Source organism: Thermomicrobium sp. 4228-Ro (genome assembly GCF_026241205.1).
In the GTDB taxonomy this organism is placed as follows: Bacteria; Chloroflexota; Chloroflexia; order Thermomicrobiales; family Thermomicrobiaceae; genus Thermomicrobium.
The window spans coordinates 472,575-494,451 of the sequence record NZ_JAPFQM010000006.1; the positions used below are offsets into that span (position 1 = coordinate 472,575).

Below are 21,877 nucleotides of genomic sequence, written 5' to 3' on the forward strand. Positions count from 1 at the left end.
GGAAGGAGCGGACCGTGAGCGGACAGGAGCCGTACGCGCGGGGGATCGTACCGGAGCGACCGTTCGTCGCGGTGCGGCCGCTGCACGGCGAGGTCGTTGCCGTGCTCGGTGTGAGTTTTCCCGACCGGAACCTGGAGCTCGAGCCGTTCGGCTCGCGGGCATTTCCGGACGGTTCGATCGCCGAGGTCTGCGTGACCGACGACACCGAGGCGAAGCCGGGCCGCCGGGTTCCCCGGGCGGCGTATCTGGGGTTCGTCCGCTTCGCCGAGGGCGGCGTCGTGACGGTCGGCATGACGTGCCGGGTCGGCGAAGAGATCATCGGGGAAGTGGTCGGCTTCGACGGGGTGCATGCGCCGAACCACTGGAACATCGTGGTGCGGAGCGACCGGTTCGCCAACGGCGCCGAGCGGGGGTTGAGTCTCGGACAGGCGGTCGAATTCGGGTTAGAGTGATCGAGTTCCGTTCACGTGCGATGACTCGCTCGTGAGCCAGCGGATGGCTGGTCGTGCTCAGCTGGTACGCGTGCGCCGGAGTCGTCCTCCGTCATCCTGTTGAAGCGACTTTCGCCTGAGGAGCGAGGTGAGAGCTGCTTCGATCCGTTCGCGGATGCGCGAACCGGTCCGTTGGAATCCGAGAAGTCTCGCGATTTCGCTGACGAGTTGCTCGCGTGTGACGGTTTCGAGCGTTTCTACCACGACCAGGATCAGGTCACGGAGTTCGCGCTCGTCGATCTCATTGATACTGCGTTTAGAACGAGGATAGTCCGGGTGCGCGATACGAGGGATTCGTCGAGAGGAATGCGACGAATCACCGTAGACCGCCACGACTCCACGCTGGAGCAGGATTTCTCGCAAGTCTTCAGCCGGGTGGAAGCGTTGTGGAGTGATCTCGATCAGTCGTGATTTGGTCGAGGGAAAAGGGGCGAGAGCGGTCCTTTCGTGCAGCCGGGCGACCGCTTCTTCGAGTTGGCGACGGAGTTCCTCCTGAGCCCGCTGGCGGTGGTACCACCAGTCGGAGGACCAGACACGGATGACGGTCCAACCGTTCCGCTCGAGCCATTGTTGCCGCAGCCGATCTCGCTCGCGGACGGTCGGCAGACTATGGTAGGTCGCACCATCGCACTCGACTGCGATACAGACACGTTCTGGATTCTCAGGGTCAGGGATGGCGAGATCGATGCGGTACGGTCCGACTCCGTACTGCGGGAGGACGTGGTAGCCCCACGAACGGATAACGTCCGCGACGATACGCTCGAACTCCGACTCATAGAGGTTATGACGTTGAGCGGGATCTGGAGCGGGTAGGATGCTGTCACGAGCGAAGCGCAGGTAATCCCGAACGATGCGGAGGCTGATCTGCCGTTCTTCGTCCTCGAGTCGAAAGTCTTCTGGCCGCAGCGACGTTACGAGAATCAACTGTTCCCGCGCTCGCGTGACGAGCACGTTGAGTCGGCGTTCGCCACCTGCCTGCGTGAGTGGGCCGAGTTGAAGGGTAAACCGACCCTCCTCGTCGCGACCGTACACTGTCGATACGATGATGACGTCACGCTCGTCTCCTTGGACTGCTTCGAGGTTTTTGACGAAGAATTCCTCGCCCGCCGGCCACTTCGTGGTGTCCCAAAGGTCTCGGAGTGCTGGGCGTTCTGCCGTACGCCGCTCGAGTTCGTCGAGCAGCACGTTCATCTGTGGCTCGTTGATGGTAACGACTCCCAGAGAGCGCTTGGTACCCCAGCGCTGGAGGTGCTCCTCGACAAGTCGGCAAACCTCGTCGATTTCTTCCTCATTGATGCGGTCACCGTGGAAGCGACGGGCACGTCTTCCGCCGTTCGGCTTGACGGGACGGGTCCCGCCACGCCGGTACGTTCCGTTGACCAAGCGGTATTCGATGCCTGTCGGACGTTCCGGATCGCGAGGGCTCGGTACAGTGATGAGGCTCGACCCATAGAAGACCACATTCGAGAATGCGATCAGGCGCTCGTCCTTGCTGCGGTAATGCCAGAGCAAGCGGATCGTCGGGTAGCGTCCTTCCAGCGCCTCGAGCACGCTCTCGCCGAGATCGAGTGTCCACTCCTCTTCGTCTTTTTGGTTCCCCTCGACCATGTCGAGCACTGCCGATTCGAAGAAGCGCGTCGGTGGGAGCTGCTTGGAGTCACCGCAAACGATGGTTTGCCTCGCTCGGTAGAGGGCAGGAATCGCCTCCTCGGGCCGAACTTGCGATGCTTCGTCGATGATCACCACATCGAACTCGTGCTCTGACTGCAAGAAATGGCTGACGGAGAGTGGGCTCATCAACCAGCATGGTTTGACGCGCAGGATGAGCGGAAACGCTTCCTTGAAGATGCTGCGGAGCGAGCGCTGACGACGGCGCTTATTTGCCTCTCGTTTCAGCAACGCGAAGGCCGGGTGCGTCGCAAATACGTCCGTTCGTCGATCGTTGAGGCTCGCGACGAGCTGCTCCACTCTCCACCGTTCGAGCGATTCATCGAGAGACTGAAACTCGCGGCGCCGCTCCTCGTGGCGGTTCTTATCGAAATCGCTGAGGGGGCGCCGTTCCTGCATGACCCAGGTCAACCAGTGTCGCAGAACGATCGACTCGACGATGTCGGGGATACTGCGAGCATCGAGAGTTTTCTCCGTTACCAATGACTGAACGATTTCCAGAGAGAGCTCTCGGGCGAGTTCGTCGCGAGCGCCACACGCGCGCCGGAATCGTCGGACATCGGGCAGGCGCTCGCGCAGCTGGCCGAGGAGATCTGTGAGCATCTCGAACGTGACGGGACGCTGGAACTCACGATCGTCACCGGAAGTGAGGAAACAGGCTACTTCTGCGAGCGACACACGGTGCTTGACGCGCAGCGGATCCTCGGTGAACAGCTCAGCGAGTTGTGCGAGTCGCTGGCCGCATTCCTTCACAGCGCCGTCGAGTTGGTCTGCGGCTGGCCGTAGGGTTGGATCGAGAGCTGCGGCTCGCAGAGCCTGAGGGATGGTTCGCCGAGGGAGGCGGGCGCAGAGTGCGCGCCAAACGTTTAACTGTTCACTGAGCGTGTGCCAAGTCGTGACCGAGCGCTCCGGGACGAACGCCCAGGATTGCGACACCTTGTGCTCGATGTCACGCAACTGGTTATACAGTTCGTCCATCTCCGCAACTTGGCGCAGGAGTGCGGGGAGCCGATCGAGCGGAAGCGGGTTCGCGACGAATGGCTCTGCCTCCTTCCACCAGTCGGCGAATCGTCGTGCTGCCTCGAGGAGATCCTGCAGCGTTTCTGCAGAGGCTTCGTCGATCCGTGCAGAGCTCGGCAAAATCAGCGAGAGTTGCTCAAGGAGGAAATGCAAAGGTTCCCACTGCTCGAGAAGTTCTTTGGCGTATTGGATGGCCTCGTCTGGTGCCTGCTGTTGTCGTGAAAGGATGCGCAGCAAGCCAATTTCTACTGTGTTGGAGAGCACAATCTCGGTTGCTGCGAGGAGTCGTGCGAGCGCCTCCGGGTCGTTCCGCACACCAGGTGCGACAAGCTGGAGGAGCGATCCCGCTTCGTCCGGCGACGACAGGCGCTCGATCTGTCGCCGGAGTTCCAGGAGTTGACCGAGCTGTTCCAACAGCACTGGGGTCGCCTCCTCGAAGCTCTGTGTGCCGCGATAGTGCTTCTTGAGCAGCTTGCGGCACTGCCAATAGGCTGGGCGGGCCCAACGGAAGCGAGCGGACCAGAGCCGCTGCCACTCGAGAACTGCGCCATTCATGGCGAGCGGCAGCAAGTCTTCGTTCCATTCGCCCCGAATGGCCTCGCGGAGCCGCTGCTCGTCGCGCAGTGCCCGGGCAAGCTCCCGTACCTTCGTGAGTATTGGCTGCGCGGCCTTTCGACACCAATCGACCGGAAGAACGAGATCGCCGTCGAGGCATTCCGCAACACGGATCAGGCTCTCGAGGTCTCGTACAGTCTGCGGCGGACGAAGTTCGAGTGCTCGGGAAAGATCATGAGCAGCTCGCCCGACCTCCTGGACGAGAGATCGAATGACTGAGACGTGCTCAGCGATGCGTATCAGGTCATCCCGATTCAGGGAAGGGCCCTGGCGGGACAGGAGTTCGACGAGCTGCTCCGCTTGACTAGCCAGCCTTCGCAGGTTCCACGAAGGAGCGAAAACGTTCTGCTGCGACAGTATCATGGGGTCGAGTTCGGGCAAGTGTTCTCGCTCGATTTCGTGAAGCCTTTGCAGGCACGCTGTTGCGGTCTTTGCCCAGTCGGCCCACTGCGTTACCTCAGCTTGTTGTAGCCAACTCTGCGGAAACGGTGGGCAAGCCTCGAATGCCAGAAGCACCTCGAGAAATCTCCGGAGTTCCACAAAATCGTTCGGAGCGACGAGGCCGAGCTGCGTACTGCTCTCTCGTACACGGTTGACCAGATCATCGAGCGCTGCTGAGGCGTTCAGGACGGCGGTCTCGAGCATCGCCTCTGGGTAATCCAGTTGGACGCCGTACCACGGGAAGGTGCTCCCTTCACGCAGGAGGTCGATGCCCTCGGCGAAGGCAGCCGCCTCGTCGCGGAGTTCGACGAGGTCTTGGCGCGTGAGCTGCTGAGGCTTCAGCTTGATCTTCCCGAAGAGCGTCGGTTGTGGAAGCGCTGCCAGTCGAGCGATTACCTCGAACGGTGTTTGCCCGAGAGGCTCCTCTGGTGTGTGAAGGGCATGGACATAGTCACGCAGCTGATCACGGCGGTGGCGCACTCGTTGTGGCATATCCGAAGAAGTCTGGCCTTGAAGAATCCAGTGCTTGTCGAGCTCGTCGGTAATCGATTGGAGCACAGCACGGCGCTGCGCTTGGTGGCTGTGAAGATTGAGACAAAACGGAGCGAGACCGACCTGCTCCAAGCGCCGCTCGACGACATCGAGTGCGGCACGCTTCTCGCTGACGAAGAGTACCGTTTTCCCCTGAGCCAGCTGGTCGGCAATGATGTTGACGATCGTCTGGCTCTTCCCGGTACCGGGTGGCCCTTGAATGACGAACGTGTGGCCTCGACGAGCGGCGAGGACCGCTTGCAGTTGGCTACTGTCAGCTGGCAACACTGTAGCAACGTCCTCGGGTGAATACTGGGTATCCAGCTGCCTGGGATCCTCGAGCGGGAACGTCTCGGGAGTCTTCGTGCCAGCCAGTGTCTGGATAACCGGATGCTGGACGATACGGTCAGCATTGCGCTGCAGGTCTCGATAGATGGCAGTCTTCTGAAAGGCGAAGCGTCCGATCCAGCACCTGTATCGGACGGACCAGCCGCGAATCCGAACGCGTTCCTCGAACTGCGATAAAATGCTCTCGACCGATTCCTCTCCTGAGACTTCGAGGTCTTCGAGCGGAATCTTCTCGAGTTCAGTGAGATATACAGACAGTGCTTGATTGAGCTGAATATCTTCCTCTTCCGCTATCGACACGAAGAATGGTTGGCCGGGAGCTTCCCGTTCGACTGCGATCGGCACGAGAACCAGCGGCGAAATCCAGGTCGACTGCGATCGGCTGCCCGATACAGTCACGCTCGGTGACCACTCGAGAGCTCCGAAGGCGAGATACAACGTCCAGAAGCCGGCGTCGTCGTACGTCAGCTTGGCCCGCCGTGTCATCTCGGTCAGTCGGCGCTCGAGCTCCTTTTGAGGCTGCTCGAACACGAGCACTGGTCCTGTTCGACTAGCCATGGTGGGCTGCCTTCCCGCAGCCCACGAATCCTGTGGTCTGCCACCAGCTTCGTCGTCTTCCTCCTCGCTCGTTGCCATCCCGATCGCGCGGAGCTGCTCCCCGTCCTGCACGAGGAGTTGCCAGATCTCTTGCGGGGTAGGGGCGAGCGGTTCGAGCCGATGCCGTGCATGGATGAGCGGATTGCGGGACGTCAAATCGAGCAAGCGCTTGGCACGTTCGTCGAGCCATCGACGGAGCGTCGTGTCGCGCTGTTGCATATCGACCCCTCTGTCACCAGGAAATTCAGCAGAGTCGTACTATTTTATCTTATGCTCACTGGATGTTCGTTCTCAAGGGGGCGTAACGTACCGCCTATCTCCAGCCGTTGCTGTACCCATGACCCGTGAGAGAGCCGGAGCGATAGGCTTGCTCTGCCCAAGCGATCGGGAGTAGGGTGGACGATAGCGGTAGTGCACGTACGCCGCTGAGGCGGAAAGGAGGTCGCGTGCGGAGGCTGACGATCCGCTTCCTGATCTGGCTGCGCTCGAGTTCGAGTCTCGCCCGCTGGGGTCTCCTCGCTCTGATCGTCGGGATCATCGTTGGTTTCGGAGCCATCCTCTTCTACTGGCTTCTCGAACAGAGTACCCACTGGTTGCTCGCTGGCATCGGTGGCTATGAACCACCAGCTCCTTATGCCGAAGGGAATCGGTCGCCGAGCGATTCGCTCCCGTCGTGGATCGTGCCGCTCGTCGTGGCAGCCGGCGGTCTCGTGAGCGGCATCCTCGTCCAGCGGTCCGCTCCGGAGGCGGCTGGACATGGTACCGATGCGGCGATCGAAGCTTTCCACTATCGCGAGGGGCGCGTGCGGCTGCAGATTGTTCCGGTCAAGGTTCTCGCCTCGGCGATCACGATCGGCTCGGGAGGGTCGGGTGGCCGTGAGGGGCCGACTGCCCAGATCGCCGCTGGGCTCGGTTCCTTTCTAGCCGAGATCGTGCGCCTGCGTCCAGCGGATCGGCGGATCCTGCTCGCTGCAGGAATGGGAGCTGGCATCGGGGCAATCTTCCGAGCACCACTGGGTGGCGCAGTTCTGGCAGCCGAGATCCTCTACGTGCACGACTTCGAGGCGGCGGTGCTCTTCCCAGCGTTCCTCGCTTCCATCGTCGCGTTCGCGATCTATGGGAGCTGGTTCGGTTGGGAGCCGATCTTCGGCTCGCGACCGGATCTCCGGTTCGCTTCGGCGGTGGAGTTGCCGGCTTATGCCGGCCTCGGTCTTCTCTGTGGCCTCGTCGGCATCGTCTACGCGAAGACGTTCTACGGCGTCGAGCGCGGCTTCCGTCGCCTACCCTTGCCGGCCTGGCTACGGCCAGCACTCGGGGGCCTCCTGACGGGGCTCCTGGGTCTCGCGTTTCCACAGGCGCTCGGTACTGGCTACGGTTGGGTACAGTGGCTGATGGATCCGGCGAATGCCGCTGCGATCTCGCTCGGCATCTTGCTCCTGCTTCCGTTCGTCAAGATCCTGGCGACGGCATGCAGCATCGGTTCGGGAGGCTCGGGCGGCATCTTCGGCCCAGGCGTCGTGATCGGGGCGTTCGTCGGTGTGGCGTGGTGGCGCATCCTGACCGATCTCGGAGTACCCGGGACGCCTGGAGTCGCGCCGTTGGTGATCATCGGGATGATGGCGCTCTTCGGCAGCATCGCTCATGCTTCGTTGGCGACGATGCTGATGGTCGCCGAGATGACCGGCAATCTTTCGCTCCTCGCTCCGGCGATGCTCGCCGTGGGTATCGCGAGTCTCGTCGTAGGAAACCAGACGATCTACCGGAATCAGGTCCCGCGCCGTGCGGATTCCCCAGCCTTCCGGCTCCAGTACAGCTTCCCGTTGCTGCGTGGGCTGCAGGTGCGCGATGCCAAAGAAGCGCCGCCGCTCGTGTTGCGGCTCGGTATGCCGACGGCCGAAGCGCTCCGCCAAGTCGAGTCGGCCGGACTCTCGGCAGCACCGGTCGTCGATGCCCAGGATCGGCTCGTCGGTATCGTGTTCCGCGAGCGGCTGCGTGAGGGGGTGCGGCTCGACGAGCGGTCGGTGGAGCGAGGTCCCACAGCCCACGAGACGGAACAGCTGGACGACGTGTTCCAGCGGGTCATCGAACAACCCTCCCAATGGCTTCCCGTCGTAGGTGAGGACGGTACGCTCCAGGGGATCGTCACGCCACGCGGTATCCTCGCTGCTTACCGCCGGGCGAGTCGCGATGCGGTCCGGCACCTCGAGTGGGTCACGACGGAGCAGGTTCTGCTCGATGTTTCGGTTCCCTCGTCGTCACCATCTGTCGGGCGAGCGCTCAAGGATCTTCGGCTGCCGTCCGATGCGCTCGTCATCGCGATCCGGCGTGGTGGTACAACGTTGGTCCCGCGGGGGGACACGCGGATCGAAGCGGGTGACCGGCTGACCATCCTGGTCAAAGTCGCGAGTGCAGAACGGGTTCGCGAGTTCTTCGGTGATCACCAGGTCGTGGACGAGCCCTCGTAAGACCCTTCCGTTCGCCTTCTGGCGGATGCTGTCTCGGGGCTCGCCAGTGTCGGGTATGCTGGGCGGGGAACGCACCGGAACAGTGCAGAGAGGAGGGTGACCCGTGGCGACGGTGGCGGAGGTGGTGGCGCAAGAGTTGCGCGCCGCGGGGATCGACCGTGCGTTCGGTCTCCCTGGCGGCGAGGTGCTGCTGCTCATCGATGCACTGCGCCGGGCAGAGATTCCGTTCACGCTCTGTCGGCATGAGGCTGTCGCTGGCATCGCGGCTGGGGTCTACGGGAAGCTCCGGCGGACTGCCGGCTTGGCAGTGGCAACGTTGGGCCCCGGTGCGGCCAACCTGATGCTGGCGCTCGCCAATGCCTGTCTCGATCGCGAGCCGCTCCTGGCCATCACGGCTGACCTTCCCGCGAGCTGGCCGCCGAGCCACACGCACCAGCGGTTACCGCTCCACGAGGTGTACCGGCCTCTCGTCAAGCACGTCGAAGCGGTGACGCCGCTCGATCCGCACCTGGTCGTCCGGCGGGCACTGGCGGCGGCGACGAGCGAGCCCGCTGGGCCGGCCTACCTCACGCTCTCGGCCGAGGATGCCGCGCAACCTGCCCGGCTGGTGAGCGACGAGGCACGGTCGGTGCAGCCGATCAGCTCGCCGGTGGAAGCGCGGGTGGCGGCCGAGGAACTGGCGCGACGCCTGAGCGAGGCGGAGCGTCCGTTGGTCGTCCTCGGTCTCGGCGTTCGCCCGGACCTTGCACCAGCGCTGCGGCGCTGGCTGGCAGCCTGGCGCGTGCCGGTCGCGGTGACGCCGAAGGCGAAGGGGCTGGTCGACGAGCGCGATCCAGCGACCGATTTCGTCGGTGTGGTCGGTGGGATGGCGATCGACGACCTCATGGTGGAGGCGGTGCAGCGTGCCGACCTCATCGTCGGCTTCGGCTTCGACCCGGTCGAAGTCGACAAGACCTGGCATGCGCACCGACCGATCCTCTGGGTCCTGGAGTCGGCGCAGGCGGCCGGCGTGCTCCCGCGACGCGAGGTCCTCCTGGTCGAGCACGGTGCGCTTCTGGCAGCGCTCGACGAACTCGCACCGCCGCGCAACTGGGAGCGACCGTTCCGGGAGATCCAGGAAGAGCGCGCAGCGATCGCTGCCGGGCGGAGTCGGGCGCCGGTACGCGGGCTGGCACCGGTCGGGATCGTCGAGGCGCTGGCTCGGGTGCTGCCGCCCGAGACGATCGTGACGACCGATGTCGGATCGCACAAGTACCTCTTCGGCCAGTTCTGGCCGAGCCGGCATCCGGAGACCTTCTGGGTGTCGAACGGACTTTCCGGTATGGGATACGGGTTGGCGGCGGCGATCGGGGCGAAGCTGGCGCGGCCGGACGCACCGGTGCTGGCGGTGCTGGGGGACGGTGGGTTCTCGATGGTCTGCCAGGAACTCGAGACAGCGCAGCGGGTGGGTGCGCCGGTGATGATGCTGGTGATCGCCGACCGCTCGTACTCGCTCATCCGGATCGGGCAGGAGAACCGGGGGCTCCCGCGCTACGGGGTCGACTTCGAGCCGATCGACAGCGTGCTGGTCGCACGAGCGTGCGGGTGCGCAGGAACGGTAGCCCGGACGATCGAGGAACTGGCTGCGGCAGCCAGGGAGGCGCTGGCAGCGACCCAGCGAGGGATCCCGTTCGTCATCGAGGTGCCGCTCGACCCGGAGGCTTACCGGCCGATCGTGTGAGCCGCGTGCCGGTGGATACGCGCGCCCCTGGCTCGTGACCACGCGGAACCTCCGCCACACCGGCTCGCCGGTGTGCCGTGCCCGGTCGCCCGGGTGCACCTTTCTGTGGTGCAACCGGTATCGGGTCGGCCGGACCCGAATGGCCGAGGGCCGAGCATGGAGCGCCGCGTGAGCGGATCCGATGTGCGTGGTGGGCCGGGTCGATCCTGCTCGGCAGCTGTTCGGACGCTGGACAGGCGGCGCATCCTCGTGTAGGCTAAAGGGGTGAACAAGCGAGCGCCGCAAAGGCGGCGAAGAGGAGAGTACCCAGCGGGATCGGTCCAGCGAGCCGCGGGTGGTGGGAAGGCGGCCCGTTACCGTTGGGGAAGAAGGCCTCGGAGCTGCGTCCCGATCCGCGCGATGCGCGGGGTAGGCGACGACGGTGGCCCCCGTTATCGGGCCGCACTCGGTTGCCTGGCCGAGTGGTCGAGGCCGTGTCCCGCGAGGGCACGGCGAAGCGGGGTGGTACCGCGAGACAGCACCGCTCGCCCCCGCCGGGGCGAGCGGTTTTTGCTTCGTGGAGCGAGCGACTGGTGAAGCAGACGGCACGACGACTGGCGATCGGTGGACGAACGACTGCGGCACGCGCCGGTGGCGCGGTGGCGCGGTCGGTTGGTGCTGCTCGCTCCCTCTCGCTGTTCCGTTCCTCGAGCCAGCCCGGTATACCCCTCCAGCCTGCCTGGGAGGTGACGCGCGAACTCCGGCAGCAGGCGACGCACGGTGCCCAGCCGCACAAACGCGGGACGAAACGCCTGGCCTGAGGGCCAGCGGAATCCGTCAGCCGGTCGGTGTGCGGTTGGTTCAGGTGTCGTCAGCAGTCGGAGGAACGTCGTGGAGCGCGTACGGGTCGGCCTGGTCTACGGTCTCTTGCGAACGGAAGAACGGTTGTTGATCGCGGCGCTCGAAGCTCGCGGCGCCGTGGTCGAGCGCCTGCTCGACCGGCAGGTGCGGCTGGAGGCCACTGCGCCGCCGCCGCAGTACGACGTCGTGGTCGGTCGCTCGGTGAGCCAGCAGCGCGGTCTGCACGTGGCGAGCATCTTCGAGGCCTGGGGGATCCCCGTCGTCAACCCGACGCGGGTCCTCGAGGTCTGCAACGACAAGCTCCGCACGACCGCGCTCCTGGCCGGAGCCGGTATCCCTCAGCCGCGCGTCATCGTCGCCTTCAGCCCCGAGGAGGCGCTGGTGGCAGCCGACGAGCTCGGCTATCCGGTCGTCGTCAAGCCGCCGCTGGGGTCCTGGGGGCGACTCCTGGCCCGTGTCAACAGTCGGCGGGCGCTCGAGGAGCTCGTGCGGCACAAGCGCCTGCTCGGCGGATTCCACCACGGGACGCTCTATATCCAGGAGTGGGTGCCCAAGCCGGGACGCGACATCCGGGCCTTCGTCGTCGGTGAGGAGACGATCTGCGCCATCTACCGGAGCGCGCAGCATTGGGTGACGAATACCGCGCGTGGCGGCCGTGCCTCGAACTGTCCGGTGACACCGGAACTCGCCGAACTGTGCAGCCGTGTCGCGCGGGCGGTCGGCGGCGGTGTGCTGGCCGTCGACGTGCTGGAACACCCGGAGCGCGGCTACCTGGTGAACGAGGTCAACGCGACGATGGAGTTCCGCAACTCGATCGCACCGACCGGCGTGGACATTCCCGGTCGCGTCGCCGATTACGTGCTCGCGGTGGCCCGGGCACAGCGCCCGGCGACGCTCCTGGCTGCCTCGCACTAGTCGTGCCAGCACCGCAGGCGCCCGCTTGTCCGGTTCGGCTGGCCGGTGCGACGCGTCGTACTGGGGGTTCCTCGGCGCACAGCTGGCTCCCCGTGGCGCAGCGCTGACGCCGAGCAGCTGCGCGTTTTCCGCTCGGTGAATCGGTTGCCTTTTCGGTCAGTCCATGTCATGCTGGCTCCGACGCGGCACACGAACGGAGGGTGGCCATGGAGGAACCACGAGGTCTGGCCGGGTGGCAACAGCGGGCGCAGGCAGTGGACGTGGAGACGGCCGGGTGGATCGCGCTGGCGCTGGAGACGGTCTTCGGCTGGTTCTTCATCCTCGGGGTGGGGCATGCCTACGCGGGGCGGCTGTGGCGGGCGATCGGCCTGCTGGTCGGCTGGTGGCTGGTGCTGGGCTTTCTCGGGTTCGTGAGCACGGTGACGCTCGGTGTGCTCGGCTGCATCGCGGTGCCGGTCTGGATCGTCGTGCCGGTCGTCTCGGGCCTCCTGGCACGGCGGACGGTACTGACCGAAGGGCGCACCGGGAGCTGGGGCGCGGTGCTCGGCTTGGGTGGTGCGGGGTGTCTCGTTATCCTCACAGCTGCCTGTCTGCTGGCGTCGGTCTTCGGGGTGCTCGGCGCGCTGCTCAGTGCCGGGAGCGGATGACGTGGTGCCGGCAGCACGCCCGGCGGTCGATCGCACACCATGGCTATGCAACAGCCGGCTGGTCGTGTCGGGGTCAGGCGTGCCCGATCCAGCCGGGCCGTCAGGCCCGGGAACGAACCACGTACCCGCCCCTGCGGCGCGGCCGGGCGACGCGCGCCGCGCCGCTACCGAACAGTGTCGGACGAGCCGCTCGCACCGAACACCTCGGGATAGGCCGCGACCTGCTCGGCCAGCCGCTCGTCGTAGCGCAGCACGATCACCCGGTAGCCCCGCGCGATCAGGTTGCGGCGCGTCCGCTCGTCGAGCCGCTGCTGGTCAGGCCGGTCGTGGGGCGGCCCGTCGACGAAGACGAGGACGTTCGGGGCATAGAAGAAGTCGGAGCGGCAACGCGGTTCCTCGATCACCTTTTGCGCGTCGTCGGGCAGTCGCAGGCCGTGGTCGAAGAGGTATTCCAGCACCTCCCGTTCGAGCGACGACTCGCAACGCTGGGAGAGCCAGGCGAACTGCTCGTCGCGCGAGCGGTCTCCCACCCGCGGCTCGACGCGGCTGGCAGCGAGCGCCTCGAGCACCGGTCGGACCGCGAAACGGTCGAGGTACCGCACCAGGCGCGCCGAGCTGTAGGTGAGCAAGCACTCCGAGCAGGCACCGTCACAGTCCGGCCGCTCGGTATCGGGCGCGAAGTGGCACAAGCGGAGCGCTTCCTGCGCGACTTGCGCCAGCGCCTCCGGTTCCTCGACCAGCCGGCGCAGCACGCCGAGCCCGCCCTCAGCTTCCTCGAGGAACAGGAGCGCGAGGTGCTCACCGCTTCCGACTTCCGTGACACTGATCTCGGTCTCCTCGAGCTGGAACACCTTCCCGAGCCCGCGGTGGAGCGCCACGCTGAGCGTCGTGCGACGGACCGGATCGTCGCGGACTTCCGGGTCGAGCAGCTGGACGAGCAGGAGGTTCCGTGTCTCCTGCACGGCGAGCGCGAGCCGGGCGAGTTCGCGCGCCTGTGTCGTGCGGGAGCGTCGTGCACGGCTTCGCTGCTCCTCGTTGCTCACCACCTCGCCGGTCGCGAGGTCGACGAGGAAATCGGGCGACTGGCTGGCTCGCCAGCCACGGTTCAGGGTGAGGAGCGTCGCAGCTGGTGCGTAGCGGAGTGCCAGGAGCGGCTGGCCTTCTGGCGTCCGCACGTCGGCAGCGAGCCAGCGGACACCGCTCTCGGCCGGCGCGAAGCGGAAAGCCACCTGGCGGGCATAGCCACGCAGCTGGCGCTCTTCTTCGTTGCAGGTAATCCGCTCGCGCCGCTCGAGGTGCACGTTCGGCATCTCGAGGAACTTGACGATCTCAGCGTTCGCTCCGGCCAGTTCCACCCCGCAGTTGGGGCAGCGGTCCGCGTGCTGCTCGGTCCAGGCGGCGCAGCGGCGGCAGAGCTTGCGCATCACCACCCGTTGCTCGAGCGACCCGGCTCCGATCGGGATGAAGAACCGTGCGAACTGCCATTTCGCCCCTTCGTGGTAGACGATCGTGCCGGGAGCGAACTCGGTGACCGCGAGGTGGCGTGGACGGGCGATGAACTCGCCCTCGCGCCGCGGTACCCAGGCGCGGACCGGGAGCGACGGGAAGTTGTAGCCGGGCAGGAACTCCTCGGTCGCCAGGTATCGGTAGGGGTAGAAGTCGCTCTCTTCGCGCTCGACACCGAGCTGGAGGAGAAGGTTCCGTTGCCGCACCGCCTCGTTCTGCCGACGGTTCGCTTCGTCCTGTGCGGTCCGGTCACGGGCGGTGCGGAGAAGCTTCTGTGCCGCATCGAGCTGCTCGGTCGCGGCCCGGAAGAGCTCGCGCCAGCGGTCGAACGCCCGGTCGAACCGCTCGGGCGCCGAGTCGATGAGCTGCTCGAGCCAGCGGTCGGAGAACCAGCCGGTCCGGGCCAGCTCCTGTCGGTCGAGCGGTGTGAGGACGCGTTCGAGACGCCGCCGCAGCTCCTGCCGCTTGGCGGGCGCCAGCTGGAGCTGCTCGCGGACCGTGTCCCGCAGCGGGTACTCGGGCTCGCGCTCGATGTCGAGCACCGACTCGACCGAATCGTGCAGGGCGATGCCGGTCTCGTAGAGCCACTCGGCGAGGATGTGGGTGCGGAGCAACGTCTCGTTCGCCAGGTCCAGGCGGGGGGCGCGGACAGCGCCGGCGACCATCTCCTCGCGGTGGCGGAAGAAGTACTGGTCGTGCCCGTGGAGCGCACCGCAGAAGGTGAGGATGAGCCCTGGCTGGCCCTGCCGACCGGCCCGGCCGCTCCGCTGGGCGTAGTTGGCGGGCGTCGGCGGGACGTTGCGCAGGTGAACCAGGTCGAGGTCGGCGATATCGATTCCCAGCTCCATCGTCGGCGAGCAGACGAGGTAGGGGAGTCGGCGGCCGAGCGAGGGGTCGCGCTGGTCCTCCTCCGTCCAACGGAAGCGCCGCTCGCGGCGGATCCGTTCGCCGGGTGCGACCACCTGGGCCGTGTGCTCGCGTGCTTCCAGGGCGGCGAGTTCGCGCGCCGCTTCCTGGTAGAAGCGCTGGAAGAAGGCGTTGGCCCGGCGCTCGTCCTCGCTCAACTGCGCCCGCTCGCGCACCAGGTCGACGACCGGCGTACCGTCGCCGCGGCACCAGAGGAGCGCCGTGTGCCGGAGGCGCACGGCGAGCGAGCCGTCGCTGCGCTCCTCCCGCGTGACGAGTCCGTAGGCGGCCAACCGCTCGAGCAGTGACGGGACCACGACCGCGTAGGTCTCGCCGTCCAGTCCGAGCGCTCGGGTCAGGAAGCGCCCGATGGCAGTGCGTTGCGCGAGGCTGCGGGGGTCCTCGTCGCCCTCGCTCGGTGCTGGCCAGACGAACGCTGGAGCGCGGCGGAGGCTGCCCGCGCTGGGATCGATGCCCCAGAACTCGTCGAGATGCGCTTCGGCTCGCTGGCGCAAGCGGCGCTGGCGCTCCTCGTCGACCAGGAACGGTGCATCGACCGCCAGCTCCCGGCGGAAGTGGTCGAGCACGGCACGCAGGAGCCACTCGCGGCGGGCCGGGTCGAGCGCTGAGAAGACGGGAACGTCACGCCAGGAATCCTCGTCGGCGGCGAGTTCGGGCAGTCCCAGGTAGTCGATGCGGAGCAGGCCGACGTCCTCCAGGTTGGGCAGCGCGACGCGCCAGCCGCGCTTGAGGTCCTCGTAGAGCCGGTACTCGGTCAGGTCGCGGAAACAGTCCCGCACCTCGCGCGCGATCGGCGAAGCCTCGCTGAGCTGGCGCTCGCGCGCGTAGTCGGCGAGGGTGAGCCCCATGTGGCGGACCACCGCATCGGCGACCGTGTCGAAGGCGAGGGGCGAGCGTTCGCGGAGCGCGCTGTAGAGTGCCGAGCGCAGCACCGCTACGTGGACGAAATCGTTGAAATGCCCGGCCTGGAGCGAGGCGTCCTGGCGGCTATCGGTGAAGGTCAGCAGCTTGTCGCGACCGCCCAGCGCGCGGGCGTGGCGCAGGAGCGAGACTGCCAGCACCGTCGTCGCCGAGCTGCGCCCCTCGCTGGCCAGGTAGGTCAGCCGCTGGTACTCGCTCTCGCGTGCTTCGTACCAGGTGCCACATGAGAGGCACAGCCAGAACCGTTCGGTCTGCAGCCAGGCGGGCAGCGCGCCCTCGGCCTCACCTCCCGCGAGCTGCCCGTTGGGGAAGACCCACACGGCCCGCGGCACGCGGTTCCGCCAGGTGGAGCGCAGCCGGCCGCGTGCATCGCGCCAGTCGTCGGGAAGACGCTCCTCCGACCAGTCCGGAACGGCTTCCGCGAGCATGAGGTATCCCGGGAGGGCCTCGGCATCGTCGAGCGGGAGACCGGGAGGGTAGGGCTCCAGCCGATCCTCCCGGACGAGGACGCGGTAGTACTCCTGCCCGCAGGCGCGACAGAAGGCGAGCGGCAGGCGTAGCTGCTCGCCGCTGGCCCGCAGTTCGGTCGCGAAGCGGCGCTCGGCGGCGGGCTCGAGCGTGGCGTAGAGCGCGTGGCTCTGCGAGATGAACTGGTGGAGCTTGAAGGCGAAGAGCGGCTGACCGTCGGCGCGACGGACGCTGCTCGCCGTCTCGAGGAGCTCCTGCAGGCGGACCTCGCAGCGGTCGTGCGGTTGACCGGTGAGGTCGGCGAGCTCGCGGGCGACGGTGCTCAGCGGGCGGGGCGTGCGGCGGCGCAGCGAGCCGTCCGGCTGCGGCTCGACCCCGAGCGCGCGCTCCAGCCAGCGGGCCAGCGGGTGGGCGCGGAGCGCCTCGGCGTCGGTCGGGAGCGCTCCGGCGAGGGCTGCCGCCAGCTCGGCGGGGGTGGGGAGGTCGCCCTGCGTCACAGGCTCCAGCGTCTCTTCGATCACGTCATCGGGCGCGATCGGGTGGCCGAAGAAGCGGGAGGCGAAATCGGCCACGACCTGGCGCCGTTCGGCTGCGGTCGCGTCGCGGTGGGCGACCAGCGTCGCACTGGTGCCGACATGGACGACCTGGGGGCGCTCCAAGCGGGCGCGCAGGCGGCGGACGAGGAGCGCGACATCGGCGCCCTGGCGGCCGCGGTAGGTGTGGAGCTCGTCGAAGACGAGGAAGAAGGGGAGGCGGGCGTCCGGTCGTGGGGCGACGAGCGGTGCGTCCTCGGGCCGGTCGAGCAGGAGTTCGGCCATCACGTAGTTGGTGAGGAGGAGGTGCGGTGGGTCGCGACGGATCGCCTCGCGCTCTTCGTTCGGTGTCTCGCCGGTGTAACGCGCGAAGCGGAGGGGGAAGGGTCGGCCGGTCCGTTCCTGGTAGCGGCGCGCGAGTTCGGTGAGGGCGTGGAACTGCGAGTTGACGAGCGCGTTCATCGGGTAGACGACGAGGGCGAAGGGCCCAGGCTCGTCAGGGCAGCGGGCGGCGAGGTCGACGATCGGGACGAAGTAGCAGAAGCTCTTCCCGGAACCGGTGCCGGAGGTGACCACCACGCTGCGGGCTCGCTGGACGGCGCGGATCGCCTGCACCTGGTGGGTGTAGAGGCGGATCGGCTGGCCGTCGGGTCGCCGGAAGACCTGGGCGGTCGTCGGGTGGAGCACGCCCTCGGCAGCGAGGTCGTCGACGGTCGCGTCGCGGCGGTAGGCGGGGGAGAGCTGGACGAGCGGTTCCGGCCAGAGGTGCTGCTCGTCGAGGAGGAGGCGGTGGATCTCGGCCTGGATACGCGGGTCGCGGGCGATGACGAAGGCGCGGATGAAGTCCTGGTAGTCCTGGAGGACGCTGCGGTGCAGCGCGAAGACGGACGACATCGGTTGCCTCCCCTCCGCTGCGTTCCCGTTCCATCGCGAGGATCGTGGAGCGACGGGAACACTGGTCTTCCCACCGGTGCGGGACGCGCTCGTCGAGCGAGTATACCGGCTGCACTCGGCGGGCACGCAAGAGACGATCCGGGCGAGGTGCGGGCGGCGCTGATCCGTGCGCCGTACGCTCAGCTCACTCGAAGCGTCGCGGCAGGTGCGAACCTGCCTCGTGACGCGGTGTGTCACAGGAGCAGGATCACGGGCCTGTCACCGGCCCTTCCAGGGCCGTACGGGTCAGCAACGCCTGACCCGTCGGGTCGGGCACGCCCGACCCCTACACGGAACGAGGGTGGTCGATCCGGCACCGGTGGGCGATGGGCAGGCCACCGTCCCTCACCGGTCACGTCGTGTGGGGGCGCGGCGTGCCTCGCCCGACCGCGCCACCAGGCGGCAATCGGGTTGTGGTTCCTCGGGCCCGACGGGCCGGCTGGTTCGGGCACGCCTCGCCCCGACAAAGGCGGCGGTCAGTGCGGACTGCTGGGTGATGCCTGGGCGACCCTCGCTGGTCGATCGGTCCGTCGTCGTTGACGGGGCGACGCGTGCGTCGCCCGTCCGCGCCGCAAGGCGCGGGAAAGCGGTCGGTTCCCGGCTCAGATGGGCCTGACGGGTCAGGCACGCCTGACCCTTACCGGAACGGCGGTGGGCGACGTGACCGCCGTTGGGCGATCGGGACCGACCGTCGCCGAGAGATCACGCCGTCGTTGCTGGAGGGGCGAGGCGTGCCTCGCCCAGCCGCGCCGCGAGGCGCGGAAATCGGTCGGCCAGGCTCCAGCACCCGGGACGACACCCCTCGCCCCCGACTCGCTGGCGCTCGCTACCCCTTCTCTCCCTTCTCGCATACCGCGTCGGAGAGAGGGTCGGGGGCTGCGCGGGCTCCGCACGCGAGACCCGTCGGGCCGGGCACGCCCGACCCCGACCGGGGCGGCGGTGGACCGAGGGTCGACAGCCGGCGGCGTGCGATCGACCGCAGCACCGCGCCGTCCGCCACAGTCCCGTAGGGGTGGGGCGTACTTCGCCCCCGGACGGTCCGCTTCCGGCTGGTCATCGCCTGCCGCTGTACCGGACCCATGTTGTCGCTTGATAACGTACGTACGCGACGTGCTAGGATTCGGTCGGCACAGCTGCACGAGCTACCGTCCGTCCAGAAAGGAGTGGCGATGGCACCCGATTTCCGCGGCTGGGAGCCGCGCCTTCCGCTCCTCGTGTGCGTTATCATCGTCGTGCTGGACAGCCGGGTTGACGAGGAGTCGGGCGATGACCGAAGCAGGCGAAAGCCGGTGGCACGAGCGGATCACGATCGACGAAGCCGTCCTCGCGGGAAAGCCGGTCATCCGCGGCACCCGGATCGCGGTCGAGCAGGTGCTCGACCTGCTGGCAGCGGGCTGGACGATCGAGCAGCTCCTCGACGAGTTTCCTGTCCTCACCGAAGCCGATATCCGAGCCTGCTTGTCCTATGCTGCCGAAGTCCTGCGCAGCGAGCGGGGCTACCCGGTACCTCGATGAAACTGCTCGTCGACGAGAACATTCCCCGGTCGGTCATCCAGATACTGGTCGACGCTGGCCACGACGTGCGCGCCGTCGGCACCGTCGCCCGGGGTGCGACCGATGCCGAGGTCGTGGGGCTTGCCGTTCGCGAGGGCCGGGTCATCGTCACCGCCGATAAAAACTTCGCGGAACTCGCTGTACGTCTCCCCGGTTGCCCCTCGATCGTGCTCGCACGCTTGACTAGCGTAGCGAGTCCTCAGCACGTCGCCGAGTGCATACGGAAAGCGCTCGCCTGTGTGGATCGCGAGAGCGGCGTGCTCGTCGTGGTCGAACCGGGTCGCATTCGGGTGCGGCGCTGGTAACGGATGGAGCCTGCGACAAAGGGACGTGCTCGAGGTGGGAGGGGGCTGCAGTCGGTTCTGGCCGCCGGCGTGTGCACGGTTGCACGGGAGTCGCGCTCAGGGTTACCTGGCAGGGTGCGGCACGCGGTCGTGCTCCCTCCCACGCGGGAGACGCTGGGTCCGTATTCCGGTTCCCGGCCCGTCGGGTCGGGCGTGCCCGACCCCTACCGCAGTCGACCGTGGCCGGTGGGTCGGGGGTCGGCGAGAGGCAGACGACCGTTGACGAGCTGTGGCAGCGACCGGCCGAGACTCGACGAGGGACACCCCGGTCATCTCTTCTGGTGCTGTCGCACACCTCTCGCCCCCGCCCCGCTCGGGCTCGGCACCCCCTCCACGTCCTCCTCGTAGGGGCGAGGCGTGCCTCGCCCAGCCGGTACACCTCTCACACCTGCCGCTGGAGCGGGGTTCGGTTCCCGGCCCTTCGGGCCGGGCACGCCCGACCCCGACCGGGGCGGCGGTGGACCGAGGGTCGACAGCCGGCGGTGTGCGACCGACCGCAGCACCGCGCCGTCCGCCACAGTCCCGTAGGGGTGGGGCGTACTTCGCCCGCGTTTCCGTTCGAGGGCGACGCGGGCGTCGCTCGGCCGCGCCGGGCTTAGAACGACGGCGTGGAAGGTACGTACATCGTGCCCGGCCGTTACGAGCGTCTGGATGATGAAGCGCGGGAACGTCTCGTTAGCCAGCAGGTTCAGCGGGATGCCGCATCCACGCGCTCGCTGCGCAGAACTTCGGCGACGGAGACCGGACAGGCTCGGCTGTCCGCTTGAGTGAGTCCGGAAACGTGTGGAACAGCTGCTCCATCGACCAGCCTGCCGTCAGCAACGAGTCTTTTCGCGCGGGCGGAGCACGCTCACGGAGGGAAAAACGCTCAAGGAACAGGAGGACCGGTCGAGAGCAAAGCTACGGATACGGACCCTCCGGAAGGTGCGAGCAGCAGCGCGTCAACACGAGCAGCGACGCACCGAACGACCGAGCAACCAGGCGCCGTTCGAACCCTGAAAGATGACAGGTTGCTTCGGGAACCGCACTGCGCGGCAGACCGTACAAGCCTTGGCGGTTGGTGCGGAGCGGTATGCCTGGCACGGTCGTGAACGAAAGCGCCCGTCGCTCCGTACCCACCAGGCAGGAAAAAGTTTCTCGTAGACGACTTCGTTCGCTTTCGAGCCGTGATGCGGTGCTGTGGCGATCGCGGACTTCACAGCTGGGACGGTCACGCAATCGAGCCTGGAGTCGCCGGTGAACAGAACACCGCCGTGTTGACCGTCTGGCGGTACCCAGAAGACGAGTGACTCTCGATTCGCCTGCGTCAATGCTAAAAACTCAAACAGGTGCTGCTTTTTCACCGGCCGGAACCGGCTGATCTCGCGTGCTGAGACAGGTTGCAGCCACGGTTCTCCACCCGACGGGTTCTTCGGATCGTACTGGAACCAGCGAATCGGTATACCGCGATCGAAGGCCGCGAGGGCGATGCGGCGGATACGCTCTGCGGCCCGCAGCGCTGTGTACGCCAGTAACCGGTGCACCGGCAAAAGTTGGTGGTACCAGAAGGTGGAAAAGAGTTCTCTGAGGAGTAACGTGTACACGGATGGTTCGACAAACTCCGGTAGGTCAGAGCGTTCAGTTATCCAATCCAGGAGCTCGGGCGGCCAACCGGAGTCTTCAGCTACGATGGATTCGCTGTTTTCGAGTAACTCATCGGGGTTGCGCTGGGCAACGATGGCGCCATATCGCTCGAGGAGTGTGAAACCATCCGTCTCCTCCGAGGCAAGTTGCTGGAGGTATTCAGGTGATGTCAGCGAGGCCTGTTCGAGCAAACTCAGGACGATGCTCTCCGCGGACTCTTGCACGAGGTGAGGTAACACCTGAACGAATCGGCCTGGCAGCCAGATTTCGCCGGCCTCGAATTTACTCTCGAGGAAACCGAGAATACCGTTGACGTGATCGCTATCGTTGTGGGTGACGATCAAGATGTCGACGTAGGTTCGCCTGACATAGCGACAGAAGAGATCAGGCAGTTGCTGTGCGCTTCGTCCTCCATCGACGAGTACCGAACCAGCGTCCGTTTCCAGGTAGAAGGCATCGCCCTGCCCAACCGGAAGCGCGATGAAGCGCGACTTGCTCATGTGTCACCGCACCTTGTCGTTGTGTCTGAGAGTATTGCCGACCATAATAATTCCAAATAATCATGCTTGCGCGCCAGTGGGCCGAAACGCTCATCGGCGATCGCTCTCTCGGAAGCGCATGATGGTTCGGCTGCTCGGGCTAATCGCGGTGAGAGCGGATCTCCTCGTCGCACTGCCTCGTTGTGCCCGCAGTCGTCGTGGCCACACTCCGCTGCCCTGCGCAGCAGGTGGTGAGGGGGCGGCTGTTTCCGACCAACTGGCTGGCGCCGG

Annotated in this window: 11 protein-coding genes; 8 read left to right on the top strand and 3 right to left on the bottom strand. The window is 66.6% G+C overall.

Translation table 11 applies throughout. The features are described from left to right. The first annotated feature begins 14 nt into the window (after positions 1-14). Positions 15-452, top strand: a complete 438-nt coding sequence (locus OO015_RS11720) for a DUF6917 domain-containing protein (protein ID WP_265941451.1) — start codon at positions 15-17, stop codon at positions 450-452. 57 nt (positions 453-509) lie between these two features. On the opposite strand, the gene OO015_RS11725 is transcribed toward OO015_RS11720, so the two are convergent. Continuing rightward, a complete protein-coding gene (locus OO015_RS11725; RefSeq protein WP_265941452.1) occupies positions 510-5,930 on the bottom strand; it encodes a DUF4011 domain-containing protein in 5,421 nt (1,806 codons plus the stop codon). A 227-nt stretch (positions 5,931-6,157) separates the two neighbouring features. On the opposite strand from OO015_RS11725, the gene OO015_RS11730 reads away from it, so the two are divergent. The 5 genes from OO015_RS11730 (at position 6,158) to OO015_RS11750 (ending at position 12,298) form a co-directional block, all read left to right on the top strand. Beyond that, positions 6,158-8,176: a chloride channel protein gene (locus OO015_RS11730; RefSeq protein ID WP_265941453.1), complete on the top strand. Its 2,019-nt coding sequence runs from the start codon at positions 6,158-6,160 to the stop codon at positions 8,174-8,176. A 103-nt stretch (positions 8,177-8,279) separates the two neighbouring features. Then, positions 8,280-9,896 carry a thiamine pyrophosphate-binding protein gene (locus OO015_RS11735; RefSeq protein WP_265941454.1) on the top strand — a complete coding sequence of 539 codons (1,617 nt, stop codon included), beginning with the start codon at positions 8,280-8,282 and terminating at the stop codon, positions 9,894-9,896. Positions 9,897-10,468: 572 nt separating this feature from the next. Further along, on the top strand, positions 10,469-10,696 hold the full coding sequence (locus tag OO015_RS11740) for a hypothetical protein (protein WP_265941455.1): 228 nt from the start codon (positions 10,469-10,471) through the stop codon (positions 10,694-10,696). 70 nt (positions 10,697-10,766) lie between these two features. After that, positions 10,767-11,651 (top strand): lysine biosynthesis protein LysX, encoded by an 885-nt coding sequence (lysX, locus tag OO015_RS11745; RefSeq protein WP_265941456.1) that lies wholly within the window; start codon positions 10,767-10,769, stop codon positions 11,649-11,651. A gap of 206 nt (positions 11,652-11,857) precedes the next feature. Next, entirely contained in the window at positions 11,858-12,298 is a 441-nt protein-coding gene (locus OO015_RS11750; protein ID WP_265941457.1) for a hypothetical protein, read from the top strand. Between the two features lie 164 nt (positions 12,299-12,462). Here OO015_RS11750 and OO015_RS11755 read toward each other — a convergent pair whose 3' ends face one another. Then, entirely contained in the window at positions 12,463-17,547 is a 5,085-nt protein-coding gene (locus OO015_RS11755; protein WP_265941458.1) for a DEAD/DEAH box helicase, read from the bottom strand. A 1,305-nt stretch (positions 17,548-18,852) separates the two neighbouring features. Here OO015_RS11755 and OO015_RS11760 point away from each other — a divergent pair. Continuing rightward, on the top strand, positions 18,853-19,101 hold the full coding sequence (locus tag OO015_RS11760; protein WP_265941459.1) for a DUF433 domain-containing protein: 249 nt from the start codon (positions 18,853-18,855) through the stop codon (positions 19,099-19,101). Continuing rightward, positions 19,098-19,445, top strand: coding sequence for a DUF5615 family PIN-like protein (locus tag OO015_RS11765; protein WP_265941460.1), 348 nt, complete (start codon positions 19,098-19,100; stop codon positions 19,443-19,445). The genes OO015_RS11760 and OO015_RS11765 overlap by 4 nt, the downstream gene beginning before the upstream one ends. Before the next feature lie 980 nt (positions 19,446-20,425). On the opposite strand, the gene OO015_RS11770 is transcribed toward OO015_RS11765, so the two are convergent. Continuing rightward, positions 20,426-21,607 carry an MBL fold metallo-hydrolase gene (locus tag OO015_RS11770; protein WP_265941461.1) on the bottom strand — a complete coding sequence of 394 codons (1,182 nt, stop codon included), beginning with the start codon at positions 21,605-21,607 and terminating at the stop codon, positions 20,426-20,428. Between the last annotated feature and the right edge of the window lie 270 nt (positions 21,608-21,877).

Coding starts and splice junctions, on each gene's coding strand:
- OO015_RS11725 (WP_265941452.1), bottom strand. CDS start 5,930: ATGCAACAGCGCGACACGACGCTCCGTCGATGGCTCGACGAACGTGCC.
- OO015_RS11750 (WP_265941457.1), top strand. CDS start 11,858: ATGGAGGAACCACGAGGTCTGGCCGGGTGGCAACAGCGGGCGCAGGCA.
- OO015_RS11755 (WP_265941458.1), bottom strand. CDS start 17,547: ATGTCGTCCGTCTTCGCGCTGCACCGCAGCGTCCTCCAGGACTACCAG.
- OO015_RS11760 (WP_265941459.1), top strand. CDS start 18,853: ATGACCGAAGCAGGCGAAAGCCGGTGGCACGAGCGGATCACGATCGAC.
- OO015_RS11765 (WP_265941460.1), top strand. CDS start 19,098: ATGAAACTGCTCGTCGACGAGAACATTCCCCGGTCGGTCATCCAGATA.
- OO015_RS11770 (WP_265941461.1), bottom strand. CDS start 21,607: ATGAGCAAGTCGCGCTTCATCGCGCTTCCGGTTGGGCAGGGCGATGCC.